Origin of the sequence: Streptomyces sp. NPDC050743 (genome assembly GCF_044456925.1) — a bacterium.
Taxonomy (GTDB): Bacteria; Actinomycetota; Actinomycetes; order Streptomycetales; family Streptomycetaceae; genus Streptomyces.
This window is the reverse complement of sequence record NZ_JBITGJ010000044.1, coordinates 1-25,868: the sequence shown is the minus strand read 5'-3', so window position 1 is coordinate 25,868 and position 25,868 is coordinate 1. Positions and strand designations below refer to the sequence as shown.

The window sequence follows — 25,868 nt, the reverse complement described above, 5'->3', positions numbered from 1 at the left end:
TACGGTACCCCTCGTACTACGACAGATGTCAAACTACGACGTCTCTCGTACAATGCTCGGAGCCGAGGAGTTCCGCGACGAAGGGCAGCCGCCGTGACCGACACCGCCACCGCCGGCCGCGCGCTGCCGCACCCGGAGCGGCAGCAGATCCGCCTGGAGGCCGTGCTGCACGCGCTCTCCGACCCGATGCGGCTGCAGATCGTGCGCGAACTCGCCGCCCGGGAAGCGGAGCTGACCTGCTCGCAGTTCGAACTGCCGGTGACCAAGTCCACCACCACGCACCACTTCCGGGTGCTGCGCGAGAGCGGGGTCATCCGGCAGATCTACCGCGGCACGGCGAAGATGAACGCGCTGCGCCGGGACGACCTGGACGTTCTCTTCCCGGGGCTACTGGACAGTCTCCTCGCCGCCGCCGACCGGCAGTCCGCCCGCCTCGGCGGCGCCTGAACCCGCCTTCACCGGAAGGTGGTTGAAGAGCAGGTTGAGCACGATCGCGGACAGACAGCCCGCGCTGATCCCGCTGTTCATCACCGTCTGGAACCAGTCCGGGAACTTCTCGTAGACCGTCGGCACACCCACCGGCAGCATGCCGATCGCCACCGACACGGCCACCACGGTCAGATTGTGGTTGCCCCCGAAGTCGACCCGGGCCAGCGTCCGCAGCCCGCTCGCCGCGACCGTGCCGAACATGACCAGTCCGGCGCCCCCCAGCACCGGCGCCGGGATCGCCGCGACCACCGCGCCCAGCTTGGGCAGCAGACCGAGCAGCACCAGGATCCCGCCGGCCGTCGCCACCACCCAGCGGCTGCGCACCCGGGTCATCCCGACCAGGCCCACGTTCTGCGCGTACGCCGTGTACGGGAAGGTGTTGAACACTCCGCCCAGCACCGTCGACAGACCGTCCGCGCGCAGCCCGTCGGCGAGCGGGCGCGGCTCGACCCTCCGCCCGGTCAGCTCGCCCACGGCGATCAGGTCGCCGGTCGTCTCGGTCATGGTCACCAGGGCGACCACCAGCATGGACACGATCGCGGAGGCCCTGAACTGCGGCGCCCCGAAGTGGAACGGCGTGCTGATGCCCACCCAGTCGGCGCCGGAGACCCCGCTGAAGTCGGTGAACCCGAACGGCACCGCGACCGCCAGGCCCACCGCGATCCCGATCAGGACGGCGATCCGGCCGAGGGCGGGTGGCGCGAACCGCTGTACGGCCAGCACCACCGCCAGCACGAAGGCCGCCAGCGCCAGGTTCTTCGGCTCCCCGAAGTCCTTCGCGCCGGCCCCGCCCGCCGCCCAGTTGCCCGCGACCGGCAGCAGCGAGACGCCGATGATCAGGATCACCGTGCCGGTCACCAGCGGCGGGAAGAAGCGCAACAGCCGGCCGAAGACCGGCGCGAGCAGCATGATCGCCAGACCCGCGACGATCACCGAGCCGTAGATCGCGGGCAGCCCGCCGCCCGTCGTCCCGATGAGCACCATCGGCGACACCGCCGCGAACGTACAGCCCTGCATGATCGGCAGCCGGACGCCGAACCGCCAGAAGCCGACGCACTGGATCAGCGTGGCGATCCCGCACACCAGCAGGTCGGCGGTGATCAGATACGCCAGGTCGGCGGGCGACAGCTTCATGGCGCCGCCCACGATCAGCGGCACGGCGACGGCGCCCGCGTACATCGCGAGCACGTGCTGCAGCCCGAAGGCCGCCAACTGCCGTGCCGGTGGTATCTCGTCGACGGGGTGGGCGGCTGCGGTGGTGGCCATGGGGACTCCAGCGGTGAGCGGGCGGGGAGCGACATCCGAACAGGACGAGACCGTAAGCTTCTTGAACAGTTTGTTGATTTCCGGCCTGTTGCCGCTGTGTGTCATGCCCGCCCGGCCCGTGCGGAATCCCTGGCTCCACCGGGATCCCGGCCACCGGAGCCTTAAGTCGACCGGGCCGCCGTGAGCAGCGCGTCCCACTCGGCCAGCTTGACCACGCCCCGCCCGAGCCGCGCGCCCAGCTCGGCCTCGGCCCGCTCGATCGCCAGCCACCCCGCCCACGGCACGGGCTCGATCCCGGCCGCCCGCAGCGCGGGCACCGGATCCTCGGGCACCTGCCGGAGCGACAGCGCCGCAGCGTCCGCGAGCAAGGAGGTCACCGTCTCCTTGGCACAGGGCCGGTTGGTGCCGATGACACCCGTCGGACCGCGCTTGATCCACCCGGCGACGTACTCGCCGGGGGAGGCGGCACCCTCGCGTACGACACGCCCTGCCGCGTTCGGCACCGTGCCGCTCGGCGCGTCGAACGGCAGCCCCTCCGGCGGCACCCCGCGGTAGCCCACCGAGCGCAGCACCAACTGGGCGGGCACGTCCACGAACCGGCCGGTGCCCGTCACCCCGCCCCGCCCGTCCGGTGCCGTCCGCTCGAAGCGCACCGCGCCCACCCGGCCGGCGTCCGCGAGGAATTCCACGGGGCGCAGGAAGAACCGCAGGCGGATGCGCCGGGCGGCATCGGCGGAGGAGAGGGCGGCCCAGCCGCGCAGCACCTCTAGATTCCGGCGCTGCACGGCGGGCAGGGCGGCGGGGTCCGCCGGATCCAGCGCCAGGTCGGCCGGATCGACGCCGACAGCGGTGCCGGGCAGCGCGCCCAGCTCGCGCAGCTCCTTGGTGGTGAAGCGGGCCTGCGAGGGGCCGCGCCGGCCCACCATGTGCACCTCGGTGATCCCGCTCGCCGTCAGTGTGTCCAGTGCCGCCTGCGGCATGTCCGTCGGGCGCAGCTCCGCGGCACCCCGGACCAGCATCCGGGTGACGTCCACCGCCACATTGCCCACGCCGATGACGACGGCCGACCGCACTCCGCGCAGAAAGCCCGCGTCGGCCGCGTCCGGATGCGCGCTGTACCAGGCCACGAAGTCGGTCGCCGACCAGCTGCCCGGCAGTTCCTCGCCCGGAATCCCGAGCCGGCGGTCAGCGGCGGCGCCGACGCAGTACACCACGGCGTGGTACAGCTCCCGCAGCCGCTCGACGGGCAGTCCGCCGGGACCGCCCACCCGGACCCCGCCGAGGAACCGCACCCGCTCGTGCTCCAGCACCGTCCTCAGGCTGCCCTGCAGGGACTTGATCTTCTCGTGGTCCGGGGCGACGCCGTACCGGACCAGGCCGTACGGGCACGGCAGACGGTCCAAGACGTCCACGGACACCTCGGGATCCTGCTGAACCAGGGTCTGGGCGGTGTAACACCCGCTCGGCCCCGAACCGACGACGGCGACACGCAGCACAGCGATGCTCCTCGGCCGAAGGAGGTGGTGTGCGGACGGCTCCAGCATGGCACCCGCCGGCCCATGACGGCAGGGGCCGGCGGGGTGACTGCGAAGCGTGTCCTTCGTATCGAATGTAACCATGCAGCTACGTTGCGTGCGTGCTGGAAGCATCCTTTCTTGATCTCTCCGAGCGGGACGCGAAGGACGGCGTGGTGTCCGTGCGGCCCGCGTGGAAGGTGCGGGAGAACGGCGAGGCCACGTCCTGGTTCCATGTGCGACTGGTCTTCCCGGACGGTGCCCAGGTCGACGCCCTGGCCGTCGTGCGCGAGGGCCGCGTGTCCATCGAGGACGTCAGGGCCCAGCCGGCCCTGTCGCTCGCCGACCTGACGGTGCTCGCCGACTGGATCGAGGGGCCGCTGTTCGAGTCGTGCGGGGTGGAGCGGTCGCACGAGGGCGACGACGAGGCACTGGGTGAGCGGTACGAGCCGGAAGCCGACGACGAGGTCGATGCCGAGGTCCATGTCCATGTCGATGTCGATGTCGAGGCCGGCGAGGAGGAGCACGGCGAGGAGGAGCGCGGCGAGAACGAGGACGCGCTCTGTGCGGCTCCGCGGCGCGCCCGGCCGGTCTGGCCGCGCGGCATCGAGGGCCGTCGGCTGGTGGCCCAGGAGTACCGTGCCGCACAGGAGGAGGGGTGTGACCCGGTGCTCGCCGTGATGAGCGCGACCGGACACAGCCGCCGCCGCTCCCTCAGGCTGATCGCCCAGGCACGGGACGCGGGATTCCTGACGCCCCGCCACGCGCGACGCGACTGAGGGGGCTGCCGCCGCGGCGGCTCACGCGGCCCTCAGGGGCTGCTCGGCCGCTCCTCCGTCGCGAAGAACCGGGACAGGTCCTGCTCCCGCGCCTCCCTGCCCTGCTCGCTCTCCGGCGGCACGCCGGCCTCCCAGTCGAGCCCGTACCGCCGGAACAGTTCGGCCCGCAGCGCGGGAACCGGCATCGGCACCCCCGGCACCAGCGCCGCGTACACCGCGCCCATCAGCAGGGCCCGCAGCATCGGATAGTCGGCGCCGACATCCTGGGAGCCGTACCGGGCGACGGTGTCACCGAGCAGTTCCGACAGCCGGCGCTGCTCCGGGCACTGCACGAAGCCCTCCGCCTGCAGCAGCCCCGCCATGTGCTGCCGCATCAGCACCGGCCGGTCGCGGGCCAGGCCAAGGATCGCGTCGATGGCCCGGGCGAGGCGCTCCCGGCCGTCCTCGGTGTGCGGCTCCCGCTCCAGCGCCTCCTCCAGCGTGCGGTGCATCAGCCGGTGCACGGCGGACTGCACCAACTGGCGCTTGCCGGGGAAGTAGTACGACACCAGTCCGCGCGCCGAACCGGCACGGTCCGCGATGTCGCCGAGCGTGGTGGCCTCGAAGCCCCGCTCGTCGACCAGCTCCACGGCGGCCTGCAACAGCCGCTCCCGGGAACGCCGCCGCAACTCTTCATTGACCGAGGCGCTGCGCGGGGACATCCTGTAACTCCTGCGTTGACTGGCTGCCAGCCAACTATACTCACCGCAGTGGGCACCGCCATGCGCGTGCCCTGTCCAGGGCTGCCGTCCGTCTGGGGCGACGCGGGGGATCGTCTCAGGCGGACGGCATGGCAGCGAGTACTTTTCCGCGTCGCGCTCGGCCGTGCCCGACCCGTGTGCCGATCGGTGTCGCAGGGCGGCCGCCGGCTCCCTAGAGTGGGCAGCGGTGCCGAGGCGAGGAGGCGGGTCGTCATGGATCAGGACCAGCGGATCCTGAGCAGGATCTCGGAGATGGTCGAGGACGAGCGCAGACTCCGCGCGGAGCTGGCCTCGGGCCGGATCGACAGCTCTGCCGAGCAACAGCGGCTGGGCCAGTTGGAGCGCGAACTCGACCAGTGCTGGGACCTGTTGCGGCAGCGCCGCGCCAAGGCCGAGTTCGGCGAGAACCAGGACGAGGCGCACGTGCGCCCCGCCGGCCAGGTCGAGGACTACCAGGGCTGACCGCCCGCGCGGCCGGCGGGTCGTGCACGGGGAGCAGCGCCGCGGGCCTCAGCTCACCAGGTTCAGCACGGGCAGCAGCGCGTCGGGCCGGTCCGTCACCGGCAGATGGTCGACGAAGTGCACCCGGCAGCCGAGCGCGGCCGCGCCACCGTCCGCCTCCTTGCTGTCGCCCACCATCACCACCTGCCGCGGATCGGCGTCCAGCGCCGCGCAGGCGACCGAGAACAGCCGCGGGTCCGGCTTCTGCACGCCGTGCTCGTACGACAGGACGTACGTGTCCACGTACTGGTCGAGCCCGTGCTCGCGGAACACCGGGCGCAGATCCCAGCCGATGTTGCTGACCACGCCCACGCCGATCCCGCGCTCGCGCAGCGTGCGCAGCACCTCGGGGGCGTCCGGGTACGGGGCCCAGGCGGCCGGGGTCTTGTGCCGTTCGTACAGCGCGTCGTGCAGCCCGGGGTCAGGCAGTGGCACCAGCCGGGACAGGCCCGTGTAGGCGGCCCGGTGCAGCTTCGCGCTCTCGTCCCGCACCGCCCAGACACCGGCCAGGTACGCCGGCAGCTCCACCGGATCCGCTCCGCCCGGCAACGCGCCGGCCGTCTCCAAGGCCCGCGCGGTCGCCTTGAGTTCGGGTTCGGGCAGGGTGTGCCCCGCCTCGGCCAGCACCGCACGCAGCCAGGACTCGGTGGACTCGATCCGGAAGAGCGTTCCGGAGAAGTCGAACAACACTGCAGCCATGCACCTGACCCTATCCGGGCCGCTGCGCGAGGGTGTCACTCGTAGGCGGCCACGGCCAGGGCCGCCACCAGCGCGCCGTACAGCCAGCCGCCGAGTACGTCGGAGGGTCAGTGGACGCCGAGCCGCACTCGGGTCAGGCCCACGCCCACGACCGAGACCAGGGCGGCCGCCACGGCAGCAGGCCGCCGGCCCTATCCGGGTCGATGCGGGGCGGTGTCGGTGTGGCGGGGGCGTGGCCACTCGTAGGCGGCCACGGCCAGGGCCGCCACCAGCGCGCCGTACAGCCAGCCGCCGAGTACGTCGGAGGGCCAGTGGACGCCCAGCCACACCCGGGTCAGGCCCACGCCCACCACCGAGACCACGGCGGCCGCCACGGCCGTACGCCGGCGGGCGCGGCCGGCGCCGAAGCGGTGCAGCAGCCACAGCAGCAGGCCGCACACCACGGTGGCCGTCATGGCGTGACCGGAAGGGAAGGCCGCGTACCCGGCGGAGTCGACGGGGTCCGGCCACACCGGGCGGGGCCGGTCGACGGCGCTCTTCAACGACTGCTGCACGACCGCCGCGAGGCCCACGGTGACCGCCAGCCACAGCGCCGTCCACCAGGCGGCGTGCCGCCACACCAGCCACACCACGGCGACCGCGCTCACCAGACGCATCGTCAGCGGATCCCAGACCCAGTCGGTCAGCACCCGGAAGATGTGTGTGAGAGCGTGGTCGTGCACCGCCCAGTGGTGGGTCGCGCGGGAGACGTCGCCGTCCACGGTGAGCAGAGGGTGCCAGCGGACCACGACGAGGGCCGTCAGCAGCGCGCAGCCCATGCCGACGGTGGCGGCGAGGAGGGCCGCGGCACGCAGGCTCGGTGGGCGGGGCCGGGGCGGTGCGATCGCGCTGGGGCGGGGGCTCTGACTCTGGCGGGGGCTGCGGGGCATGCCGTGATCCTTGTGGATCGGGAGGCCGTCGGCCACCATCGGGCCGACCCGCGCGGCGTGCGGTGCCGACAGGGGGTCTCCCAGCCGGACAACGCACCTACGAAGACCCGGCTCACATGGCCAGCAGCATCGCCACCATGCCGATCCCCATCGACAGCCGGCAGGTCCGCGCCAGCTCGGGCCGGTCGCCCCAGCCGACCGGGCCGCCGCCGGCCCCGGCCACCGCGGCTGCGGCCGGCACCAGACGGGCGCCGGCGAGCAGCACGTAACCCGCGAAGTACAGCAGCAGCACGCTGGTCAGCAGGGGCATCCCCGAGGCGCCGTGCCCATGGTGGGCGCCGGGCGGGGCCGCGGCCATGGCCAGCGACATGTAGACCATCGCGCAGGTGCCCACCAGGTGGTGCAGGTGATGCGGGGCGGAGCGCGCGGCCCACAGCGCGCGCAGTGCCGCCGCGCCGAACACGGCCGCGTACACCGGCCACGCCCACCTCGGCGGCGAGAACGCGGCCGCCGGTACGGCCATCACGGCCATGCCGAAGCCCATCAGCGCCTCGCCGCCCGCGGCTCTGCGCTGCTCCTCGACACGGCTGCGCATCCGCAGCAGGCAGTAGGCGCCGGTCGCCGCGCACAGGGCGACCAGCAGCCACGCTGCCGGTACCGGTCCGTGCACGCGCACCTCCCCGTTCGACGGTCGGTCGAGGGATGCGATGCCCACGCCGTGCGGAGCGCACGCGAGCGCAAGGGGGTACACGGGGAGCATTCGGCGGAGCACGGCAGGTGAGCGGGCCCCTGGGGGGCAGGGAAGCCAGGAATTTTACGAGTAAAACACATGCTAATTTAGTGGTATGAGCAGTGCGACCCTCCATCGACTTCCCCTTGCCGGAGTGCTCCGCCTCGGGCGGCCCTCCGACATCTGGTTCAAGCCCGCGCTGAGCGTGGTCGCCGCGGTCGCGCCGGCCAACCTGATCCTGGTGGCGCTCGGCCGCCTCGACCTCGCGATGTACACGATGGCCGGGTCCCTGTGCGCGCTCTACGGCCACAGCCGGCCCTACGCCGCCCGTGCCCGCGTCCTGGCGTGGGTCGTGCTCGGCATGGTCGTCGGCCTCGCGGTCTCGCTGCTGGCCGCATCGCTCACGAGCAACGCCGTCGTCCTCGTCACCGTCGGCGCCGTCATGGCCGCCGTCCAGAAGACCGTGAGCGACGCGACCCGGCTCGGACCGCCCGGGAACGTGGTTCTGACCTTCATCAGCTCCGCCTCGCTGTTCGCGCCGCAGACCCCCGGCCAGGTGCCCGGACATGTCGGGCTGGCCCTGGCCGCCGGCGCCTGGGCCTGGCTGGTCGGCATGGCACCGGGGCTGCTCCGCCCGCACGGCCCCGAGCGCCGCGCCACCGCCCAGGCCCTGAACGCGGCCGCCGCCTACGCCGACACGCGCGGCACCGCCGACGGGCACGCCCGGGAGCGGCTCCTCGTCCGCGCCGAGGTCGCCCTCGCCGCCCCCGCCGACACCGACCCCGCACGGCTGCGCGCCTGGGCCCGCGAGCTGCGCGGCACCGGGCGGATACCGCGCGTCGCGTCCCCCCGCGAGTCCGCCGACGAACTCCTCGGCATCGACACCGAACTCTCCCTCCGCCGACGGCCGTTGCGGCATCGTCTGGCTCCCCTCGCCCCGATCGCCGCGCGCACCGCGATCGGCTGCGCGCTCGCCGGCTATGCCTCCCTCGCGCTCGGGGTGGGCCGCCCCTACTGGGCGCTGGTCACCGCGGCCTCCCTCTACCAGGCCAACGTCACCCTCACCTGGAGGCGGGGCATCCAGCGCGTCGTGGGCAACGTGGTCGGCGTCCTCGTGTTCGCCGTCATCGCCCCGCTCGCCCATCTCCACCCGGTGGCGCTGGTGCTGTGCTGCCTCGCCTTCAACTTCGGCGCCGAGGCGCTGATCGCCCGCAACTACTGGCTCGGCACCGTCTGCGTGACCCCGATGGCCCTGCTCATCACCGAGTTCGCCCGCGCCCAGAACCCGGCCGAGCTGATCAGCGAGCGGGTCGCGGACACCCTGGTCGGCGCGCTGGTCGGCTTCGTCGCGGCCGTCGCCGTCACCAACCGGCGCGCGGGCGACCGCCTCGAACACGCGCTGGCCACGGCGGAACGCGCCCGCGAGAACGCCGCCCGGCTGCTGGCCGAGCCGCACCCGGCACCCCGCGCCCTGGAGTCGGCCCGGCGCAGCCTCGCCGCCGCCCTCGCGGACCTGGGTGCCACGGCCGACGCCGCGTCCGGCGAGTGGTGGCAGCGCGCCCTGCCCGAGGAACGGGTCGTGCTCGCCGAGCAGGCAGGGCACCGTACGCTCGCGGCGACGGTACGACGTCAGGGGTTCGTGCCGCGGCACCGGAACCAGGATCCGGTCCAGGACCCGGGCAGGACGACGGAGGACATACGGCCATGACGGCGAGGAACGGCGGACAGGCGCCGGCGGACGACACGGCCGACACGGGCCGGGCGGGTGGCCACCGGCCTGCCGGCGCGGAACCGGCGGACGGTCGCGGCCCCGCCGACACCGACACCGAGGCCGGCCGAGCCGCCCACCCCGGCGGACCGGCGACCGGGACCGGGGCCGGGAGCACTCCCGGCGCCGACCCTGCCGCTCGCCATGACACCGTCGCGGCCGTCGTGCGGCAGTGGCGGGCCGTTCACCCCGAGCTGGACACCGGGCCCATGGAGGTCATCGGGCGCATCAACCGGTGTGCCGCGCTCCTCCAGCAGGCCGAGGACGCGCCGCTGCGCCGGGCCGGGCTCAGCCGTCCCGAGTTCGACCTGCTGGGCGCACTGCGCCGCACCGGCCACGAGCTGACCCCTGGGGAGCTTGCCCGCGAGACCTTCTCCTCCGGGGCCGCCGTCACCAAGCGGCTCAAGCAGCTCACCGAACGCGGACTGGTCGAGCGACGCGGCGACACCCGCGACCGCCGCGTCGCCCACGTCCGCCTCACCGACACGGGACGCGACGTAGTCGACGGCATCCTCCCGGACCAACTCGCCTATGAAACAGCCGTATTGAGCGTGCTGGCTCCCGAGGGGCAGGGCGAACTGTCCGATCTGCTGGCCGAGTTGCTCGGCCGCCTGGAGGGCCGGATGGGGGCGCTGCGGGCGTAGGGCGGGTCGCCGCCGGCCTCGGCACAGGCGCAGCGCAGGCAAGCGCAGGGTCTCAGCCCTCCTCGCCGGCCTGGTGCACTCCGAACGCCGCGCCCTGCGGATCCCGCACGATTGCGATGCGCGGGCCGTCGGGCACCGACACGGGGGCGAGGACGACGGCCCCGCCCGCCCGCTGCGCGACCTCGGCCGTCGCGTCCACGTCGTCCACCGCGAAGTACGGCAGCCAGTGCGGCGGCACCTCGGGCGGGAACCGGTCGCCCATGTCGGCCATGCCGCCGAAGTCGTCGCCGTCGATGCCCCACTGCGTGTACCACTCCGAGGCGTTGACGCTCCAGCCGAACACCGTGGTGTAGAAGTCCCGGGCCCGCTCGGTGTCCCGGGTCGCCAGCTCGACCCAGCCGAGGGTGCCGGGCGCGTTGAACAGGCCGGCGCCGGGGAAGGCCCGCGCCTGCCACAGCTGGAACGCCGCGCCGGTCGGGTCGAGGGCCACCGCGAACCGGCCCACGTCGAACACGTCCATCGGGCCGAGGATCACCGTCCCGCCGGCCTCCTCCACCCGCCGTACCGCCGCGTCCGCGTCGGTCACCGCGAAGGAGACGTTCCACGCCACCGGCTGGGACTCCTGGTAGAGCGGGGTGAGCGCGGCGACCGCCGCGTCTCCCAGGTGTGCCACCGTGTACCCGCCCGCCTCCTGCCGCGGGTCGGTATCCGGCCGCCAGCCGAACAACTCGGTGTAGAACCGCTTGGCCCCCTCCAGATCGCTGGTCCCGAGCTCGGTCCAGCACGGTCCGCCGGTGACCGGCTTGTCGAACTTCATCAGGGGTTCCTTCCGGCCGGGTCGGGCCTGCCGCGCCGCACAGAGCGCTCTCCCGGCACGCTAACCCCGGCTCCTCGCCCCGGCCAACCGGGACGGTCCCGGCGGGCGGGGAAATCCCTTGTCCGGCCGGAGCGGCGTGCGCGAGGGTTCCGGCCATGGACACCCCGGCTGCGCACTGGCGCCGGGCGGCTGGACTTCTGCGCCAGAGGCCGGTCGCCAGGGGGTCCAGGGCCCGGAGCCAAGTGGCCAGGACGCTGGAGGCCCGGCGCCAGGACCCCGGAGTGCAGGGGGCGGGAGGCAAGTGGCCCGGAGGCTGGAACCTCCGCCACCACTGGCTCGTCTGCCTGTGGCCCGGAGGCCAGTGGCCGGGCTGTAGTGGTCCGGAGACCACAGGACCAGAAGCTCGGCCGCCAGAGGCCACAGGCCTGGCCGCCAGTCGCCCGGGGCCTGGCGCAGATGCCTGGCGCCAGGGGAGTCCAGGGGGTCCGGAGGCGAGCGGCTGGGACGCTTGAGGCCGCAGCGTCAGGAGCCCGGCGCCAGAGGCTGGGCGCGGCGCCAGAGGAGTCCAGGGGTCCCGAGGCAAGTGGCTCAGACGCTGGAGGCCCGGCGCCAGGACCCCGGAGTCCAGGGGGCGGGAGGCAAGTGGCCCGGAGGTACAGGCTCCGCCGCCACTGGCTCGGCTGCCCGTGGTCCGGAGGCCACCGGTCTGAGGCTCGGATGCCAGTGGCCCTGGAGGCCCAGAGGCTAGAGGCTCCGTCGCCACTGGTTCCGCGGCCACTGGCTCGGCTGCCCGTTGCCCGGAGGCCACAAGCCTGAAGCTCGGCCGCCGCCGCCCGGAGGCCCGGCTGCCTGTGACCCGGAGGCCTGGCGCCAGATGCCCAGCGCAAGGAACCCGGCGCCAGGAGCCCAGCCGCCAAGAACCCAGTCGCCAGGCGGCCGGCCGCCAGAACCCAGCCCCCTAAATACCCGGCCGGTACCGCATCGGATGGTCCTCCGGTACCTCCACCACCGCGATGCGGATGCCGTCCGGGTCGGCGATCCACATCTCGACCAGGCCCCACGGCTCCTTCACCGGCGGCCGGACGATGTCGACGCCCTTGGTCTTCAGCTCCTCGTGCGCGGCCGTCACGTCGTCGACCTGCAGCCACAGCCGGATCGCGGGCGACGGCGGCGCCTCGGACCTCCCGGAGACCTCCAGGAAGCCGCCGCCGAGGAAGTAGACCGTCCCGCGCTCGGGCCCCGTACCGAACTCGCGGTAGACGGACAGCCCCAGCTGCTCGCCGTAGAAGGTCCGGGAGCGCTCGGGGTCGGTGGGGGTGAGCAGGATCCGGCTGCTGAGTACGTGCACCATGCAGGCGCAGCCTAGTGGCAGGGTTACCCTCGACCCTGGCTCAGTCACGCCCGAGAATCGGAGACCGTTCCATGGACACCCCCGCCGCCGGCCCCACCTTCCGCGACGCCACCGACGCCGACGTCGACGCGCTGGTCGCGCTGATCGAGTCGGCCTACCGCGGGGACTCCAGCCGGGCCGGGTGGACCACCGAGGCGGACATCCTCCAGGGGCAGCGGACGGATCCCGACGGCGTGCTGGAGGTCATCAAGTCGCCGGAGAGCAGGCTGCTGACCGTGGAGCAGGACGGCCGGATCATCGCCTGCTGCCAGCTGGAACACCGAGGCGACCACGCCTACTTCGGCATGTTCGCGGTCAGTCCCACCCTGCAGGGCGCGGGTCTCGGCAAGACGGTCATGGCGGAGGCCGAACGCCAGGTCCGCGAGGCCTGGGGCGTCACCGAGATGCACATGACGGTGATCTCCGTGCGGGACGACCTGATCGCCTGGTACGAGCGCCGGGGCTACCGCCGTACGGGAAAGATGTCGCCCTTCCCGTACGGCGACGAGCGCTTCGGCATCCCGCAGCGCGACGACCTGCAGTTCGAGCTGCTGGTCAAGAAGCTCGTGTGACCGTCAGGCCGTGAAGCGCCCGGTGCGCTTGATCTCCGGGAAATCGGTCGTCGCGCCGTCCAGCTCCAGGGCGCGGACCAGCCGCAGATGATCCTGGGTGTTGACGACCCAGCCGATGACTCGCAGCCCGGACTTGCGCGCGTGCTCGACGATCTCCAGGGTGAGCCGGCGGATGTTGAGGCAGAGGGTCGACGCGCCCACGGCGACCGCGCGCTCCACGATGTCCGTGCCGTAGCGGCCCCCGATCAGCGCCGTGCGCACGCCCGGCACCAGCCGGGCGATCTCGGCTACCGCGTCGTCGTGGAACGAGGACACCTCCACCCGCCCGACCAGGTCGCGCTCGTGCATCACCGCCGCGAGGGCCCGGGCGGCCGCCACATCCTTGATCTCGGCCTGGAGCGGCGTGCGCACCGCGTCCAGGACCTCCTCGAACACGGGCACCCGCTCCCCGAGGCCCGCGTCGAGGGAGCGCAGCTCGGCCAGGGTCTTGTCGGCGATGGGCCCGGTGCCGTCGGTCGTGCGGTCCACTTCCGCATCGTGCATGACGACCAGGGCGCCGTCCTTGCTCAGGTGCAGATCGAGTTCGATCAGATCGAGGCCGGCGTCCTGCGCGGCGACGAAGGAACGAAGGGTGTTCTCGGGCTCGACACCCATGACCCCGCGGTGACCGATGGTAAGGAAGTTCAAGGTTCGACTCCGTTCCGTCGACGGCGGCTCGGCACGCGCGGAACGGGCGGACTCCGTCGTCCGCGCGCGGGCAGAGTCGCAGCCTAACGGCCGGACCCCGCGATGAACCCGCACGTGCACAAGGCATATGGGTGCGTGGCGTCCGTCGGCCGGCCGGTACAGGCCCCCGCCGGCACCCTGCCGTGGCGAGTCCCCGCCCCTTGACCGACCGGATCGCCGCGGCACCGGCCGCCGGGGAAACTCGGCGGAAGTGAGCGCCATCACGGTTTACGGCAGGAAAAATGTCGGTGACCAAGGGGATGGACTGAAAGATTTCCCGATCTGCCTCTTGCTGGCTGAAACGGGGTATGCATACGGTGTCCTTACGCGAGCTTCTCCCGTGGAGGATGGGACATGACGGAAATTCTTGTGCAAGCGGGTACGGAGGGACAGATTCCTTCGTCGACCAGGGTGGTTGAACACCCGGCCTGGCCCGTGCTCAAGGATGCCGTGGAGCAGATCCGGCCATGGCAGTCCAAGGACGGATCGATCGACTTCGAGGCCGAGGGCGCCCCGGCCAGGGCGGACGCCGAGGCCGCCGTACGGCGTGTCGTCGACGCCGTCGAACAGCTGTCCCCGCTGCTCCCGCACGACGAGGCCTACCACCACGCCCTGGTGAAGGATCTGCGCCGCTGGGCCGAGGCCGGCTTCCAGGTGCCGGACTTCCTGGACTCCCTGCTGGCCTTCCAGCCCGCCGCGAACCGCGCGGACGGCCTGCAGCACCTGGTCGTCTTCCCGATGTACACGCAGAACGGCAACCTGGACCGCAACCTGGAGGCGGTCGTGCTGCGCATGGTCTGGCCGGACTGGCTGGCCGAACTGGAGCGCACCCGCTACGACAACCCGCTGTTCTGCGGCATCACCTTCGAGGACTTCACGTCCGGCTACGACACCAACTCGGCCGTCCTCTTCCCGGAGACCATCGCCGTGCGCGAGGCGCCGGAACGTTTCTCCTGGGGTGGCATCTTCTGCGACCGGGAGGCCGCCCGCTTCCGCCGGGTGACCGACGCCGCCGTCGGCATCCTCGGCCTGGAGCTGCCCGAGGACATCGCCGCGATGGTCCACGACCAGAAGCGCTGCGAAGAGGCCTTCGTTCTCTGGGACATGGTCCACGACCGCACCCACAGCCACGGCGACCTGCCGTTCGACCCGTTCATGATCAAGCAGCGCCAGCCGTTCTGGATGTACGGCCTGGAGGAGCTGCGCTGCGACCTCACCGCCTTCAAGGAGGCCGTGAAGCTCCAGGCGGACGGCGTCCCGCAGGCCCGTGACGTGCAGTACGCGGTGCTCTTCGACCGGATGTTCCGCTTCCCGGTCACCGGCGACCGCGTGCGCAACTACGACGGCCTCGGCGGCCAGCTGCTCTTCGCCTACCTGCACAAGCACGACGTGGTGCGCTGGACGGACAACAAGCTCTCCATCGACTGGGAGCGCGCCCCGCAGGTCACCAACCAGCTGTGCGCCGAGATCGAGAAGCTCTACAAGGACGGCATCGACCGCCCCAAGCTCGTGCACTGGTTCGCCGGCTACGAGCTGGTCGCCACCTACCTCGCCCCGCACCCCGGCTCCAAGTGGGCCAAGGGCCTGGACGCCCTGGACCTGACCCAGCCGCCGCGCAAGCTCGTGGACGACGTGCTTCCGGACGAGTTTCCGCTGAGCATGTTCTACGAGGCCCTGTCCAAGAAGCTGAAGAATGTGATCGCCTCCACCAGGGGCATCACGGCGGACAGCGCCGAGCCGGTCGCCGCGTGAGCGACCGCGTCCAGAACACTGCTTCAGAGGGGAAGAACGTGGCGAACAACGGGTCTCTCAGCGGTGCGGTGATCGCGGTGGCCGGCGCGGGCGGTCCCGCCGGACACGCGGTCCTGGTCCGGCTCGCCGAGGCCGGAGCGGTCGTCGTCGGCGCCGACAACAACCCCGAGCGCCTGGCGGAGGCCGTGGACGCGGCCCGCTACGCGCGCGGCGGCGCCACGGTCACCGGCGAGACGGTCGACCTGCTCGATCTGGACTCGACCCGTGCCTGGGCCGACCGCATCGAGAAGGAGCACGGCCGGATCGACGGTCTGGTCCACCTGGTCGGCGGCTGGCGCGGCAGCGCGACCTTCGAGGAGACGAGCCTCGCGGACTGGGACCTGCTGGAGAAGCTGCTGATCCGCACGGTGCAGCACACCTCCCTGGCCTTCTACGACGGCCTGCAGCGCAGCGACCGCGGCCGGTATCTGCTGATCAGCGCCGCCGGTGCGTCGAAGCCCACCGCGGGCAACGCGGCGTACTCCGCGTCCAAGGCCGCCGCCGAGGCGTGGACGCTGGCCATGGCCGACGGCTTCCGCAAGGCGGGGGGCGAGGCCGGTCCGCGTGCGGCTGCTGCCATCCTGGTGGTGAAGGCGCTGGTGCACGACGCGATGCGCGCCGAACGCCCCAACGCGAAGTTCGCGGGCTTCACGGACGTCAAGGACCTCGCCGAGGCCATCGAGGGCGTCTGGAGCAAGCCCGCCGCGGAAGTGAACGGAAATCGTCTGTGGCTGACCGAGAAGCCGTGAACCCTCCCAGGACCGACGCGCGTCGTCATCACGACCCCGAGGTCCGCGGTTTCGCCAGTGACAACTACGCCGGGGCCCACCCGGAGGTGCTGGCCGCCCTGGCCCTCGCCAACGGCGGCCACCAGGTGGCGTACGGCGAGGACGAGTACACCGAGAACCTCCAGCGGATCATCCGCAGCCACTTCGGGGCCACCGCGGAGGCCTTCCCGGTGTTCAACGGCACCGGCGCGAACGTGGTCGCGCTCCAGGCGGTCACCGACCGCTGGGGCGCGGTGATCTGCGCCGAGAGCGCCCACATCAACGTGGACGAGGGCGGGGCGCCCGAGCGCATGGGCGGCCTGAAGCTGCTCACCGTCCCCACGCCGGACGGCAAGCTCACGCCCGAGCTGATCGACCGGCAGGCCTGGGGCTTCGAGGACGAGCACCGCGCCATGCCGCAGGTCGTGTCGATCACCCAGAGCACGGAGCTGGGCACCCTCTACACGCCGGACGAGATCCGCGCGATCTGCGAGCACGCCCATGCGCACGGCATGAAGGTGCACCTGGACGGCTCCCGGATAGCCAACGCGGCCGCCTCGCTGAACGTGCCCCTGCGCACGTTCACCAACGCGGTCGGCGTCGACATCCTCTCGCTGGGCGGGACCAAGAACGGCGCCGTCTTCGGCGAAGCGGTCGTGGTCCTCAACCAGGACGCGGTGCGGCAGATGAAGCACCTGCGGAAGCTGTCGATGCAGCTGGCCTCCAAGATGCGCTTCGTCTCGGTGCAGCTGGAGGCGCTGCTGGCGAAGGACCTGTGGCTGCGCAACGCCCGGCACGCCAACGAGATGGCCCAGCGGCTCGCCGAGGGCGTGCGCGCGGTGCACGGCGTGGAGATCCTGTACCCGGTGCAGGCCAACGGCGTCTTCGCGCGGCTGCCGCACGACGTGTCCGAGCGCCTGCAGAAGCGCTTCCGCTTCTACTTCTGGGACGAGGCTGCCGGGGTGGTGCGCTGGATGTGTTCCTTCGACACCACCGAGGACGACGTCGACACCTTCGTGGCCGCGCTGAAGGAGGAGATGGCGCGCTAGCCCCCAGTCGTGCATAGGTATGCGGTCACTCGAAAGGTCATTGACTGTCGAGTGATCGCTTTCCTATGCTCTGCGGGCATGGAGCTGATCCAGAACACCGCCGATCTGTCCGCCTATCTGGCCGCGGACGAGGTCATCGACCATCACCATCCCGTGGTGCGTGAGACCGCAGGGAAGCTGGCCGCCGGAGCAAGCGACTCGTATGCCTATGCACGGGCCGCTTACGAATTCGTCCGCGACACCATCCCGCACTCCCAGGACTCCGGCGACCTGCGCGTCACCTGGCGCGCCTCCGACGTGCTCGCTCTGGGCACCGGTATCTGCTACGCCAAGGCCCACGCCCTGGCCGCCCTGCTGCGCGCCGAGGACATCCCGACGGCCCTCTGCTACCAGCGGCTGACCGACGACGAGGGCGGCCACGCCGTGCACGGACTGGTCGCGGTCCGCTTCCACGGCGCCTGGCACCGGCAGGACCCGCGCGGCAACAAGCCGGGCGTGGACGCCCGGTTCTCCCTGGACGGCGAGCGGCTGGCCTGGATCCCCGACCCCTCGGCCGGCGAACTGGACTATCCGGTGCTGTACGCCGAACCGCACCCGGTCGTCCTCGACGCCCTGAAGGCGGCCCCGGACCGGCCGTACCTATGGAAGACGCTGCCCGCCGCACTCTGAGGGCGGGGGAACCCCGGGACGCCGGCGCGATCGCACGGAGGAACAGGCATCCGCCGGTTCGCAGGAGGCACGGGCCGCAAGGGACTGCCCGCTGCCACACGCACGTTGGTGCAGTACCCGGCGGCGGCGACCGGCGGCACGCTGTGCGGCGACGGGCGGCCGGGTGCTCGGGCAGGTCGTGGACGCCGCAACCGGTGCCTCCGGCCTCCGGCGCCGAGCCGCCCCGATCAGCGCGACTGGTCACCCGGCCGCAGGTGGTCGGCATCCTGCGCGGTCTGCCCGCCGCGTCCTACCGCAGGTCGCCGAACTGGTCGACGTAGCCCGGCAGATCCTGCGGCAGGGGTATATGCGCGAGACCCCCTGCTCCGGGAAGTCGGAGAAGAATCAGCCATCCTGGTGCCTCGTCACCACGTGCCGCCGGGTGCCGGTGCGCCGTGAAGCCGACGGCACTGCGACTTCTCAGGGGCGGGGAACTGCGCGTGCCCAGCCCTTATCGGACCGCGGCCGAGCGAACCACTGGAGCCGCCCAACCCCCGGCCAAGGCGCCGCAAGTCAGATGGCCTCTGCCGCCCGCAGCTGCTCCACCGTCGGTGCCGTGCCCCCCAGATGGGCGGGCAGCCACCAGGAGTCCGTGGCGTCCTTGGGGCGGCCCGGGTAGGCGCGCTGCGCGGCCTCCAGCAGTTCCTGGACGCCCTCGCGCAGCCGGCGGGTGATGGCGCCCGCGTACTGGTCGCGGGGGGCCTCGACCGCCTCGCCGACGCGGATGGTGACCGGCAGGTGGTTGCGCTTGAAGTTGCGGGGGTGGCCCTTGGTCCACAGCCGCTGGGTGCCCCACACCGCCATCGGGATCAGCGGGACGCCGGCGTCCTGGGCGAGCCGGGCAGCACCGGACTTGAAGCTCTTCAGCGTGAACGACTGCGAGATGGTGGCCTCCGGGAAGACCCCGATGACCTCACCGGAGCGCAGCGAGTCCAGCGCGTGCGCGTAGGCCGCCTCGCCCTGCTTGCGGTCCACCGGGATGTGCTTCATGCCGCGCATCAGCGGACCGGAGATCTTGTGGCGGAAGACGGAGTCCTTCGCCATGAAGCGCACCAGGCGCTTCTGCGGCAGGGCCGCCAGGCCGTTGAAGATGAAGTCCAGATAGCTGATGTGATTGCTCACCAGCACGGCGCCGCCCGAGCGCGGGATGTTCTCCGACCCCTGGCAGTCGATCTTCAGGTCCCAGACCTTGAACATCGTCTTGGCGAATCCGATGACGGGACGGTAGACCAGCTCTGCCATGGGCGGGACGGACCCTTTCTGCTCTGCTCGGGAAAGGGGGCTCCCGGCGGGAAAGTTACGCAGCCGTAGGTTTACGGCGTCTCGCAGATCGTGCCCGAAGAACGGACGGGTAGCCAGCCCTGGTGCCCGGTGGCGGCGAGATTCTCGTCACGTCGGCCTACATTCCACCTCGAATCCTTGAGCCCGTGTTACTCCGCCCGTACGGTGGCCCTCTTCAGCAGCAGGAACATCTCGCAGCCCAGGCAGTAGCCGAACGCCGCGTTCAGGAACGCGGCGGCGAGGGCAGCGCCCGTCGCGGCCAGGCCCAGCCACTGCGGTCCCAGGGTGAACCCGACGAGGCCGAGCCCGGCGAAGACCAGCCCCACGGCCTGTGCGAACCGCGGCGGTTCCGGCGCCTCGAACTCCTTCGGCGGCCCGAGCCGCGGCCGTACGGCCGTACGGAACGCCCAGCCGTACGGCGACCGCTGCACACCCGCGGCCGCTCCCACCGCGAACGCCAGCGTCTGCCAGCCCAGTAGCCAGGTGCTCTCCAGGCTCAGTGCCACGGCCAGAACGGCCGTCGTCACGGCCGCCCCGAAGCGCGGCCCCCTCACGTCGATGTCCATGAATCCAGCATTCCGCAACGGAAACTCCCGCGGGAGGCGGGAATCTTTGCAGTCTCGTGAATGCTTGTGCAGATGATGACCGGACTGGTGGTGTGCGTGGCGGTGCTCGTCGTGGCGAGCGCCGCCGGAGTGCTGCACAAGCGGCGGAGCGGGAGAGTACGGGTGCGCGGGCGGGACGAGGGCAAGCGGCTGGGAGCCGCCGATCTGGGCGGTGACCTCGGCGAACGCGCCACGCTGGTCCAGTTCTCCAGCGCCTTCTGCGCGCCCTGCCGGGCCACCCGGCGAGTCCTCGGCGAGGTCGCCGGAATCGTCCCCGGGGTGACCCACATCGAGATCGACGCCGAGGCCCATCTGGACCTCGTACGCGAACTGGAGATCCTGAAGACGCCCACCGTGCTGGTGCTCGACGCCGACGGACGGGTCGTGCGGCGGGCCACGGGACAGCCCCGCAAGGCCGACGTCATCGCGGCACTCGGCGAGGCCGTGTGAGGGGCCCTCAGGACACGGTGCGGTGCCTTCCGCATCCCGGACCGTGCTTGACTGGGCGCACCAACTATCGTCAGCCTGACCGTATGCCGACCGAACTCCTTCTCCACGGGCGGGTCCACGTCGACCTCGCCCGCACCGCGAGCGCCATCTGTCCGGGCTGTTGAGACCCGACGGCCCAGCTCGCGACCTCCAGCAGAAGGACAACTCCATGACGGCCTCGCCCGAACTCGGCACTGTTCAGCTCGCGTCTCCCGACCTGTTGCGCTCCACCTTCCGTCGGCACGCCGCCGGTGTGGCGGTGATCACCGCGCGTGGTGCCTTTGGCCCGGTCGGCTTCACCGCCACCTCCCTCACCTCGGTCTCCGCCGAGCCCCCGCTCGTCTCCTTCGGCATCGGCACGGGCGCCTCCAGCTGGCCCGCGATAGCCGAGACGGAGCACATCGGCGTCCACATACTCGGCGAGCACCAGAGCGAGCTGGCCGCCACCTTCGCCCGCAGCGGCGCCGACCGCTTCGGCGCGCCGACCGCATGGCGCGAGGGCCCAAAAGGCGTACCGGTGCTCGACGACGTGCTCGCCTGGCTGGTCTGCCGGATCGTCGGCCGGGTCCCGGCCGGTGATCACCGGATCGTGCTCGCCGAGGTCGTCCTGGGCGACCCCACGGGCGCCGGCCGCCCCCTCCTCTACCACCAGGGCCGCTTCAACGGCCTGCGGGATTGATCACGTCCGCCCCGCCTGCGAAGCCGTCGAATTCCGGTTACGCTGCGTTGCGAAGGTCACAGTTCAAAGCGCTTGCTTAGCGGGCATGAACTGGGTGTACTGACGAGTAATATTTCGGTCGGAGCGCGCGGACGCCCCGACCGGAATCGGCCGCTTGAGGCGCCTATGCTGCGTGCAAGAGGCAGCCCGGAAATGACGATGCAGTAGGAGAGCCGGCGTGAGCTTGAGGATCGTTGTCACTGTGAAGTACGTGCCCGACGCCACTGGCGACCGGCACTTCGCCGATGACCTGACCGTCGACCGCGACGACGTGGACGGTCTGCTCTCCGAGCTGGACGAGTACGCGGTCGAGCAGGCCCTCCAGATCGCGGAGAACGCGGACGACGCCGAGGTCACCGTCCTGACCATCGGCCCCGAGGACGCCAAGGACGCGCTGCGCAAGGCGCTGTCCATGGGTGCCGACAAGGCCATCCACGTCGAGGACGACGACCTGCACGGCACCGACGCCATCGGCACCTCCCTGGTGCTGGCCAAGGCGATCGAGAAGGCCGGCTTCGACCTGGTCGTCTCGGGCATGGCCTCCACCGACGGCACCATGGGTGTCGTCCCGGCCCTGGTCGCCGAGCGCCTGGGCGTCCCGCAGGTCACCCTGCTGTCCGAGGTCTCCGTCGAGGACGGCGTGGTCAAGGGCCGTCGTGACGGCGACGCGGCCTCCGAGCAGCTCGAGGCGCAGCTCCCGGCGCTCGTGTCGGTCACCGACCAGTCGGGCGAGGCACGTTACCCCTCCTTCAAGGGCATCATGGCGGCCAAGAAGAAGCCGGTTCAGTCCTGGGACCTGTCCGACCTGGACATCGACGCCGAAGAGGTCGGCCTGGACGGCGCGTTCACCAAGGTCGAGGCCGCGAACGAGCGCCCGGCGCGCACGGCCGGCACCATCGTCAAGGACGAGGGCGAGGGCGGAAAGCAGCTCGCTGAGTTCCTCGCGAGCCAGAAGTTCATCTAAAGGCTCGCCCCCGCTGACCGCCCCTCAACTTCCGTTTTCGCAGGAGAGCATTCCCATGGCTGAAGTCCTCGTCTACGTCGACCACGTGGACGGTGCCGTCCGCAAGCCCACCCTGGAGCTGCTGACCCTGGCCCGCCGCCTCGGCGAGCCCGTCGCCGTCGCCCTGGGCAACGGCGCCGCCGACACCGCCGCCACGCTCGCCGAGCACGGCGCGACCCGCGTTCTCACCCACGCCGCCTCCGAGTACGCCGAGTACCTGGTCGTGCCGAAGGTGGACGCCCTGCAGGCCGCCTACGAGGCCGTCTCCCCGGCCGCCGTCCTGGTCCCCTCCTCCGCCGAGGGCAAGGAGATCGCCGCCCGTCTGGCGCTGCGCATCGGCTCCGGCATCATCACCGACGCCGTCGACCTGGAGGCCGGCGACGAGGGCCCGGTGGCCACCCAGTCGGTGTTCGCCGCCTCGTTCACCACCAAGTCCCGTGTCGTCAAGGGCACCCCGGTCATCACGGTCAAGCCGAACTCGGCCGCCGTCGAGGCCGCCCCGGCCGCCGGCGCCGTCGAGGCCCTGTCCGTGTCCTTCTCGGAGAAGGCGACCGGCACGAAGATCACCGCGCGTACGCCGCGTGAGTCGACGGGCCGTCCGGAGCTGACCGAGGCCGCGATCGTGGTCTCCGGTGGCCGTGGTGTCAACGGCGCCGAGAACTTCGCGATCATCGAGGCCCTCGCCGACTCCCTCGGCGCGGCCGTCGGCGCCTCGCGTGCCGCCGTCGACGCCGGCTGGTACCCGCACACCAACCAGGTCGGCCAGACCGGTAAGTCGGTCTCGCCGCAGCTGTACATCGCCAACGGCATCTCCGGCGCGATCCAGCACCGTGCCGGTATGCAGACCTCGAAGACCATCGTCGCCGTCAACAAGGACGCCGAGGCCCCGATCTTCGAGCTGGTCGACTACGGCGTCGTCGGCGACCTGTTCGACGTCGTCCCGCAGCTGACCGAGGAGATCAAGGCCCGCAAGGGCTGAGCCCCACTCAGGCACACCCGAGGCCCCGGTGACCGACGCGGTCACCGGGGCCTCGGTGCATCCTGGTGACGATCCGCCGGGTGCCGCCCACGGTCCGGACGGGGTGTTGACCAGCGAGAACCGCACGGATAACTTCATTCTACGGATTGTTGATTCCGTACAGCGGAAAATTGGAGGGTGTGGGATGGGTCAGCAGGAGAAGGTGGCGACAAGCCTCGCGGGCGCCGTCAGCGAGGAGATCAGCGCCTCCCTCGCACCGGTCGACGCGGAGCTGGAGCGCCGCTACCCCGGGGACCCCGGCACCCGGCAGCCCGTCCACACCGTCTACGTCCCCGGCGACGCCTTCGGCCCCGACACCATCCGCTCCTGGGGCGACCAGGCCCTCGCCGCCCTCGACGAACACGCCCCCGACGCCGCCTCCTTCGCGGCCGTCCTGGGCCTCGCGGACGAACTGGCCGAGCCGGTCTACTCCCGCGTCCGCGCCAAGCTGGAACGCGAGCCGATCGAAGACCTGCGCGTCGACTTCGAGGACGGCTACGGCCCCCGCCCCGACGCCGAGGAGGACCAGGCGGCGGCCCGCGCGGCCCGCCTGATCGCGGAGGCGTACCGCAACGGCACGGCGGCGCCGTACATGGGCATCCGCATGAAGTGCATGGAGGCGGCGGTACGCGACCGGGGCATCCGCACCCTCGACGTCTTCCTCACCGGCCTCGTCGAGTCGGGCGGCCTGCCCCAGGGCCTGGTCCTCACCCTGCCGAAGGTGACATACCCCGAGCAGGTCACCGCGTTCGTGCGCCTGCTGGAGGCCTTCGAGAAGGCGCACGGCCTGGACGCCGGCCGGTTCGGCTTCGAGATCCAGATCGAGACCAGCCAGTCCATCCTCGCCACCGACGGCACCGCCACCGTCGCCCGGATGATCCAGGCCGCCGGGGGCCGCGCCACCGGGCTGCACTACGGCACCTTCGACTACAGCGCCTGCCTCGGCGTCTCCGCCGCCTACCAGGCCAGCGACCACCCGGCCGCCGACCACGCCAAGGCGGTCATGCAGGTCGCGGCGGCGGGCACCGGGGTGCGCGTCTCCGACGGCTCGACCAACGTCCTGCCCGTCGGCCCGACCGCGAAGGTCCACGACGCCTGGCGCCTGCACTACGGCCTCACCCGCCGCGCCCTGGCCCGCGCCTACTACCAGGGCTGGGACATGCACCCCGGCCACATCCCGACCCGCTACGCCGCCGTCTTCGCCTTCTACCGCGAGGGCTTCGAGCAGGCCGCGGCCCGCCTCGCCCGGTACGCGAACCGCGCGGGCGGCGACGTCATGGACGAGCCCGCCACCGCCAAGGCCCTCAGCGGCTATCTGCTGCGCGGCCTGGACTGCGGCGCCCTCGACATCGCCGAGGTCGCCCGCCTCACCGGACTGACCCGCGCCGACCTGGAGGGCTTCGCCGCCCCCCGGCGCGGTGACCTGACGGCCTTTGCGAAGTAGAGGTCGCGGACCGGTCACGCCCCCGGCCGGCGGTGAGGCCCGGCACCGCCGCCCCGTACGCTGGTCGCCACGCATCGACCAGGCGGACGCGAGCAAGGACGACAGAGGAACGGGGCGGCGGTGTCTTCGGGGGAGCAGGGACCGGAGGAGTACGGGCGCGCGGACGACGGGGCCGGCCGGCTGCTGGCCGGGCGCTACCGCGTCACCGCGCGGCTCGGCCGCGGCGGCATGGGCGTGGTCTGGCGGGCGGTGGACGAGGTCCTCGGCCGCGAGGTCGCCGTCAAGGAACTGCGCACCTACACCGACGCGGCCGGACCGGAACTGTCCGAGCTCAGGCTGCGCATGCAGCGCGAGGCCCGGGCCGCCGCGCGGGTCCGCCACCCCGGCGTGGTCGCCGTGGACGACGTCGCCGAGGTCGACGGGCGCCCGCTGATCGTCATGGAGCTGATCGACGGGCCGTCCCTGGACGACGTCCTGCGCGAGCGCGGCACCCTCGACCCGTACGAGGCGGCGCGCATCGGCGCGGCGGTGACGGACGGGCTGGCCGCCGCCCACCGTGCCGGCGTCCTGCATCGCGACGTCAAGCCCGGCAACATCCTCCTCGACCGTTCCGGCCGCGTCGTCCTGACCGACTTAGGCATCGCCACCATGGACGACCCCGGCGACGGCTCAGCGACCCGCCTGACCCGCAGCGGCGAACTCGTCGGCTCCCTCGACTACCTGGCCCCCGAGCGCGCCCAGGGCGCCGAGCCGGGCGCGCCCGCCGACGTGTGGGCCGTGGGCGCCACCCTCTACGCGGCCGTCGAGGGCGCCTCGCCCTTCCGCCGTACGTCCACCTACTCGACGCTCACCGCGATCGTCTCCGAGCCCCTGCCCGAGCCCCACCGGGCCGGGCCGCTGGCGCCGGTCCTGCGGCGCCTGATGGACAAGTGCCCGGACGCCCGGCCGGACGCCGAGGAGGCCCGCGAGGCGCTGCGCGAGGTGGCTCGGACGCGGACCCGGGACGTCCCGACGACCACCCTGCGCGTGACGCCGCCCCCGGCGTCCGAACCGACCCGGCGCAGCGCGCCGTCCGTGCCGCCCGGCTTCGGCCCGGTACCGCCGGACCCGGCCGGGCGGACGTCCGCCCACGGCCCGGCTCCCCGGGCCGGAGGGCCCACGCATCCGCTGCCGTCGTACGCCGAAGGCACGAACACCAAGTGGACGTGAAGGTTGTGGACGACGTGGCGTCCGGTCCTGACATCGGGATCAGGGTTCCAGCGTGGTGACATGGACCAACTGTAGTATGGTGATCGTTGTGAGCGAACTCGGCCTGGTGAAGCGGCAGTTCGGGCACCGTGCCCGACTGGCACTGTCCCCTGCCGGGATTCGTACGGCCGATGATCAGGGGCACGCGGCCCGCACCATGTGGAACTGCCTGCATGCCTGGTG

Annotated in this window: 27 protein-coding genes and 2 pseudogenes; 17 read left to right on the top strand and 12 right to left on the bottom strand. The window is 72.1% G+C overall.

Annotation, left to right across the window (positions count from 1 at the left end):
• Positions 1 to 93: 93 nt before the first annotated feature.
• Entirely contained in the window at positions 94 to 447 is a 354-nt protein-coding gene (locus ACIBJF_RS32090; protein ID WP_399178962.1) for an ArsR/SmtB family transcription factor, read from the top strand.
• Here the strand turns inward: ACIBJF_RS32090 and ACIBJF_RS32085 are convergent.
• Positions 388 to 1,755 (bottom strand): nucleobase:cation symporter-2 family protein, encoded by a 1,368-nt coding sequence (locus ACIBJF_RS32085; RefSeq protein WP_399178961.1) that lies wholly within the window; start codon positions 1,753 to 1,755, stop codon positions 388 to 390. The two genes, ACIBJF_RS32090 and ACIBJF_RS32085, sit on opposite strands and share 60 nt — an antisense overlap.
• A gap of 161 nt (positions 1,756 to 1,916) precedes the next feature.
• On the bottom strand, positions 1,917 to 3,251 hold the full coding sequence (locus ACIBJF_RS32080) for an FAD-dependent oxidoreductase (protein ID WP_399178959.1): 1,335 nt from the start codon (positions 3,249 to 3,251) through the stop codon (positions 1,917 to 1,919).
• A gap of 194 nt (positions 3,252 to 3,445) precedes the next feature.
• On the opposite strand from ACIBJF_RS32080, the gene ACIBJF_RS32075 reads away from it, so the two are divergent.
• Positions 3,446 to 4,048, top strand: a complete 603-nt coding sequence (locus tag ACIBJF_RS32075) for a DUF6214 family protein (protein ID WP_399179013.1) — start codon at positions 3,446 to 3,448, stop codon at positions 4,046 to 4,048.
• A gap of 32 nt (positions 4,049 to 4,080) precedes the next feature.
• Here the strand turns inward: ACIBJF_RS32075 and ACIBJF_RS32070 are convergent, their stop codons facing one another.
• Complete coding sequence (locus tag ACIBJF_RS32070) at positions 4,081 to 4,749, bottom strand: TetR/AcrR family transcriptional regulator (RefSeq protein WP_399178957.1); 669 nt, start codon at positions 4,747 to 4,749, stop codon at positions 4,081 to 4,083.
• 252 nt (positions 4,750 to 5,001) lie between these two features.
• On the opposite strand from ACIBJF_RS32070, the gene ACIBJF_RS32065 reads away from it, so the two are divergent.
• Complete coding sequence (locus ACIBJF_RS32065) at positions 5,002 to 5,250, top strand: DUF2630 family protein (protein WP_399178955.1); 249 nt, start codon at positions 5,002 to 5,004, stop codon at positions 5,248 to 5,250.
• A 48-nt stretch (positions 5,251 to 5,298) separates the two neighbouring features.
• On the opposite strand, the gene ACIBJF_RS32060 is transcribed toward ACIBJF_RS32065, so the two are convergent.
• The 4 genes and pseudogenes from ACIBJF_RS32060 to ACIBJF_RS32045 all read right to left on the bottom strand — a co-directional run bounded on the left by ACIBJF_RS32060 (position 5,299) and on the right by ACIBJF_RS32045 (position 7,587).
• Positions 5,299 to 5,988, bottom strand: coding sequence for an HAD family hydrolase (locus ACIBJF_RS32060; RefSeq protein WP_399178954.1), 690 nt, complete (start codon positions 5,986 to 5,988; stop codon positions 5,299 to 5,301).
• 35 nt (positions 5,989 to 6,023) lie between these two features.
• Positions 6,024 to 6,146: pseudogene (locus ACIBJF_RS32055) on the bottom strand (phosphatase PAP2 family protein); the annotation flags it as partial.
• A gap of 33 nt (positions 6,147 to 6,179) precedes the next feature.
• A complete protein-coding gene (locus ACIBJF_RS32050) occupies positions 6,180 to 6,917 on the bottom strand; it encodes a phosphatase PAP2 family protein (protein ID WP_399178953.1) in 738 nt (245 codons plus the stop codon).
• Between the two features lie 112 nt (positions 6,918 to 7,029).
• Positions 7,030 to 7,587, bottom strand: a complete 558-nt coding sequence (locus ACIBJF_RS32045) for a DUF5134 domain-containing protein (RefSeq protein WP_399178952.1) — start codon at positions 7,585 to 7,587, stop codon at positions 7,030 to 7,032.
• A 175-nt stretch (positions 7,588 to 7,762) separates the two neighbouring features.
• Between ACIBJF_RS32045 and ACIBJF_RS32040 the strand changes: the two genes are divergently transcribed.
• Positions 7,763 to 9,355 carry an FUSC family protein gene (locus tag ACIBJF_RS32040; RefSeq protein WP_399178950.1) on the top strand — a complete coding sequence of 531 codons (1,593 nt, stop codon included), beginning with the start codon at positions 7,763 to 7,765 and terminating at the stop codon, positions 9,353 to 9,355.
• A gap of 224 nt (positions 9,356 to 9,579) precedes the next feature.
• Positions 9,580 to 10,059, top strand: coding sequence for a MarR family winged helix-turn-helix transcriptional regulator (locus ACIBJF_RS32035; RefSeq protein WP_399179011.1), 480 nt, complete (start codon positions 9,580 to 9,582; stop codon positions 10,057 to 10,059).
• A 52-nt stretch (positions 10,060 to 10,111) separates the two neighbouring features.
• On the opposite strand, the gene ACIBJF_RS32030 is transcribed toward ACIBJF_RS32035, so the two are convergent.
• Together ACIBJF_RS32030 and ACIBJF_RS32025 are read right to left on the bottom strand one after the other, a co-directional pair.
• Complete coding sequence (locus ACIBJF_RS32030) at positions 10,112 to 10,876, bottom strand: VOC family protein (protein WP_399178949.1); 765 nt, start codon at positions 10,874 to 10,876, stop codon at positions 10,112 to 10,114.
• Positions 10,877 to 11,834: 958 nt separating this feature from the next.
• Complete coding sequence (locus ACIBJF_RS32025; protein ID WP_399178947.1) at positions 11,835 to 12,227, bottom strand: VOC family protein; 393 nt, start codon at positions 12,225 to 12,227, stop codon at positions 11,835 to 11,837.
• Positions 12,228 to 12,298: 71 nt separating this feature from the next.
• Here ACIBJF_RS32025 and ACIBJF_RS32020 point away from each other — a divergent pair, with 71 nt between their 5' ends.
• On the top strand, positions 12,299 to 12,838 hold the full coding sequence (locus ACIBJF_RS32020; RefSeq protein ID WP_399178946.1) for a GNAT family N-acetyltransferase: 540 nt from the start codon (positions 12,299 to 12,301) through the stop codon (positions 12,836 to 12,838).
• Between the two features lie 3 nt (positions 12,839 to 12,841).
• Here the strand turns inward: ACIBJF_RS32020 and ACIBJF_RS32015 are convergent, their stop codons facing one another.
• Complete coding sequence (locus tag ACIBJF_RS32015; RefSeq protein ID WP_399178944.1) at positions 12,842 to 13,525, bottom strand: glycerophosphodiester phosphodiesterase; 684 nt, start codon at positions 13,523 to 13,525, stop codon at positions 12,842 to 12,844.
• Between the two features lie 393 nt (positions 13,526 to 13,918).
• On the opposite strand from ACIBJF_RS32015, the gene ACIBJF_RS32010 reads away from it, so the two are divergent.
• The 4 genes from ACIBJF_RS32010 (at position 13,919) to ACIBJF_RS31995 (ending at position 17,840) form a co-directional block, all read left to right on the top strand.
• Positions 13,919 to 15,316 (top strand): DUF6421 family protein, encoded by a 1,398-nt coding sequence (locus ACIBJF_RS32010; protein WP_399178943.1) that lies wholly within the window; start codon positions 13,919 to 13,921, stop codon positions 15,314 to 15,316.
• On the top strand, positions 15,313 to 16,104 hold the full coding sequence (locus ACIBJF_RS32005) for an SDR family NAD(P)-dependent oxidoreductase (RefSeq protein WP_399178942.1): 792 nt from the start codon (positions 15,313 to 15,315) through the stop codon (positions 16,102 to 16,104). The genes ACIBJF_RS32010 and ACIBJF_RS32005 overlap by 4 nt, the downstream gene beginning before the upstream one ends.
• Complete coding sequence (locus ACIBJF_RS32000) at positions 16,101 to 17,171, top strand: threonine aldolase family protein (RefSeq protein ID WP_399178941.1); 1,071 nt, start codon at positions 16,101 to 16,103, stop codon at positions 17,169 to 17,171. The genes ACIBJF_RS32005 and ACIBJF_RS32000 overlap by 4 nt, the downstream gene beginning before the upstream one ends.
• 78 nt (positions 17,172 to 17,249) lie before the next feature.
• Positions 17,250 to 17,840, top strand: coding sequence for a transglutaminase domain-containing protein (locus ACIBJF_RS31995; protein ID WP_399178939.1), 591 nt, complete (start codon positions 17,250 to 17,252; stop codon positions 17,838 to 17,840).
• Positions 17,841 to 18,392: 552 nt separating this feature from the next.
• Here ACIBJF_RS31995 and ACIBJF_RS31990 read toward each other — a convergent pair.
• Both ACIBJF_RS31990 and ACIBJF_RS31985 read right to left on the bottom strand, forming a co-directional pair.
• Positions 18,393 to 19,121 carry a lysophospholipid acyltransferase family protein gene (locus ACIBJF_RS31990; RefSeq protein ID WP_399178938.1) on the bottom strand — a complete coding sequence of 243 codons (729 nt, stop codon included), beginning with the start codon at positions 19,119 to 19,121 and terminating at the stop codon, positions 18,393 to 18,395.
• Positions 19,122 to 19,309: 188 nt separating this feature from the next.
• Entirely contained in the window at positions 19,310 to 19,726 is a 417-nt protein-coding gene (locus tag ACIBJF_RS31985) for a DUF4395 domain-containing protein (RefSeq protein WP_399178936.1), read from the bottom strand.
• A gap of 75 nt (positions 19,727 to 19,801) precedes the next feature.
• Between ACIBJF_RS31985 and ACIBJF_RS31980 the strand changes: the two genes are divergently transcribed.
• The 7 genes and pseudogenes from ACIBJF_RS31980 to ACIBJF_RS31950 form a co-directional block, all read left to right on the top strand.
• The gene (locus ACIBJF_RS31980) at positions 19,802 to 20,215 is read left to right on the top strand and encodes a TlpA family protein disulfide reductase (RefSeq protein ID WP_399179009.1); all 414 of its coding nucleotides are present in this window, start codon (positions 19,802 to 19,804) and stop codon (positions 20,213 to 20,215) included.
• Positions 20,216 to 20,298: 83 nt separating this feature from the next.
• The gene (locus ACIBJF_RS31975; RefSeq protein ID WP_351617915.1) at positions 20,299 to 20,379 is read left to right on the top strand and encodes a putative leader peptide; all 81 of its coding nucleotides are present in this window, start codon (positions 20,299 to 20,301) and stop codon (positions 20,377 to 20,379) included.
• 44 nt (positions 20,380 to 20,423) lie between these two features.
• Complete coding sequence (locus ACIBJF_RS31970) at positions 20,424 to 20,933, top strand: flavin reductase family protein (RefSeq protein WP_399178934.1); 510 nt, start codon at positions 20,424 to 20,426, stop codon at positions 20,931 to 20,933.
• A 217-nt stretch (positions 20,934 to 21,150) separates the two neighbouring features.
• Positions 21,151 to 21,936, top strand: coding sequence for an electron transfer flavoprotein subunit beta/FixA family protein (locus ACIBJF_RS31965; RefSeq protein WP_399178932.1), 786 nt, complete (start codon positions 21,151 to 21,153; stop codon positions 21,934 to 21,936).
• Positions 21,937 to 21,991: 55 nt separating this feature from the next.
• Positions 21,992 to 22,954 carry an electron transfer flavoprotein subunit alpha/FixB family protein gene (locus ACIBJF_RS31960; RefSeq protein ID WP_399178931.1) on the top strand — a complete coding sequence of 321 codons (963 nt, stop codon included), beginning with the start codon at positions 21,992 to 21,994 and terminating at the stop codon, positions 22,952 to 22,954.
• Positions 22,955 to 23,138: 184 nt separating this feature from the next.
• On the top strand, positions 23,139 to 24,437 hold the full coding sequence (locus tag ACIBJF_RS31955; RefSeq protein ID WP_399178929.1) for a DUF6986 family protein: 1,299 nt from the start codon (positions 23,139 to 23,141) through the stop codon (positions 24,435 to 24,437).
• 120 nt (positions 24,438 to 24,557) lie between these two features.
• Positions 24,558 to 25,595, top strand: a pseudogene (locus ACIBJF_RS31950) (serine/threonine-protein kinase); the annotation flags it as partial.
• Between the last annotated feature and the right edge of the window lie 273 nt (positions 25,596 to 25,868).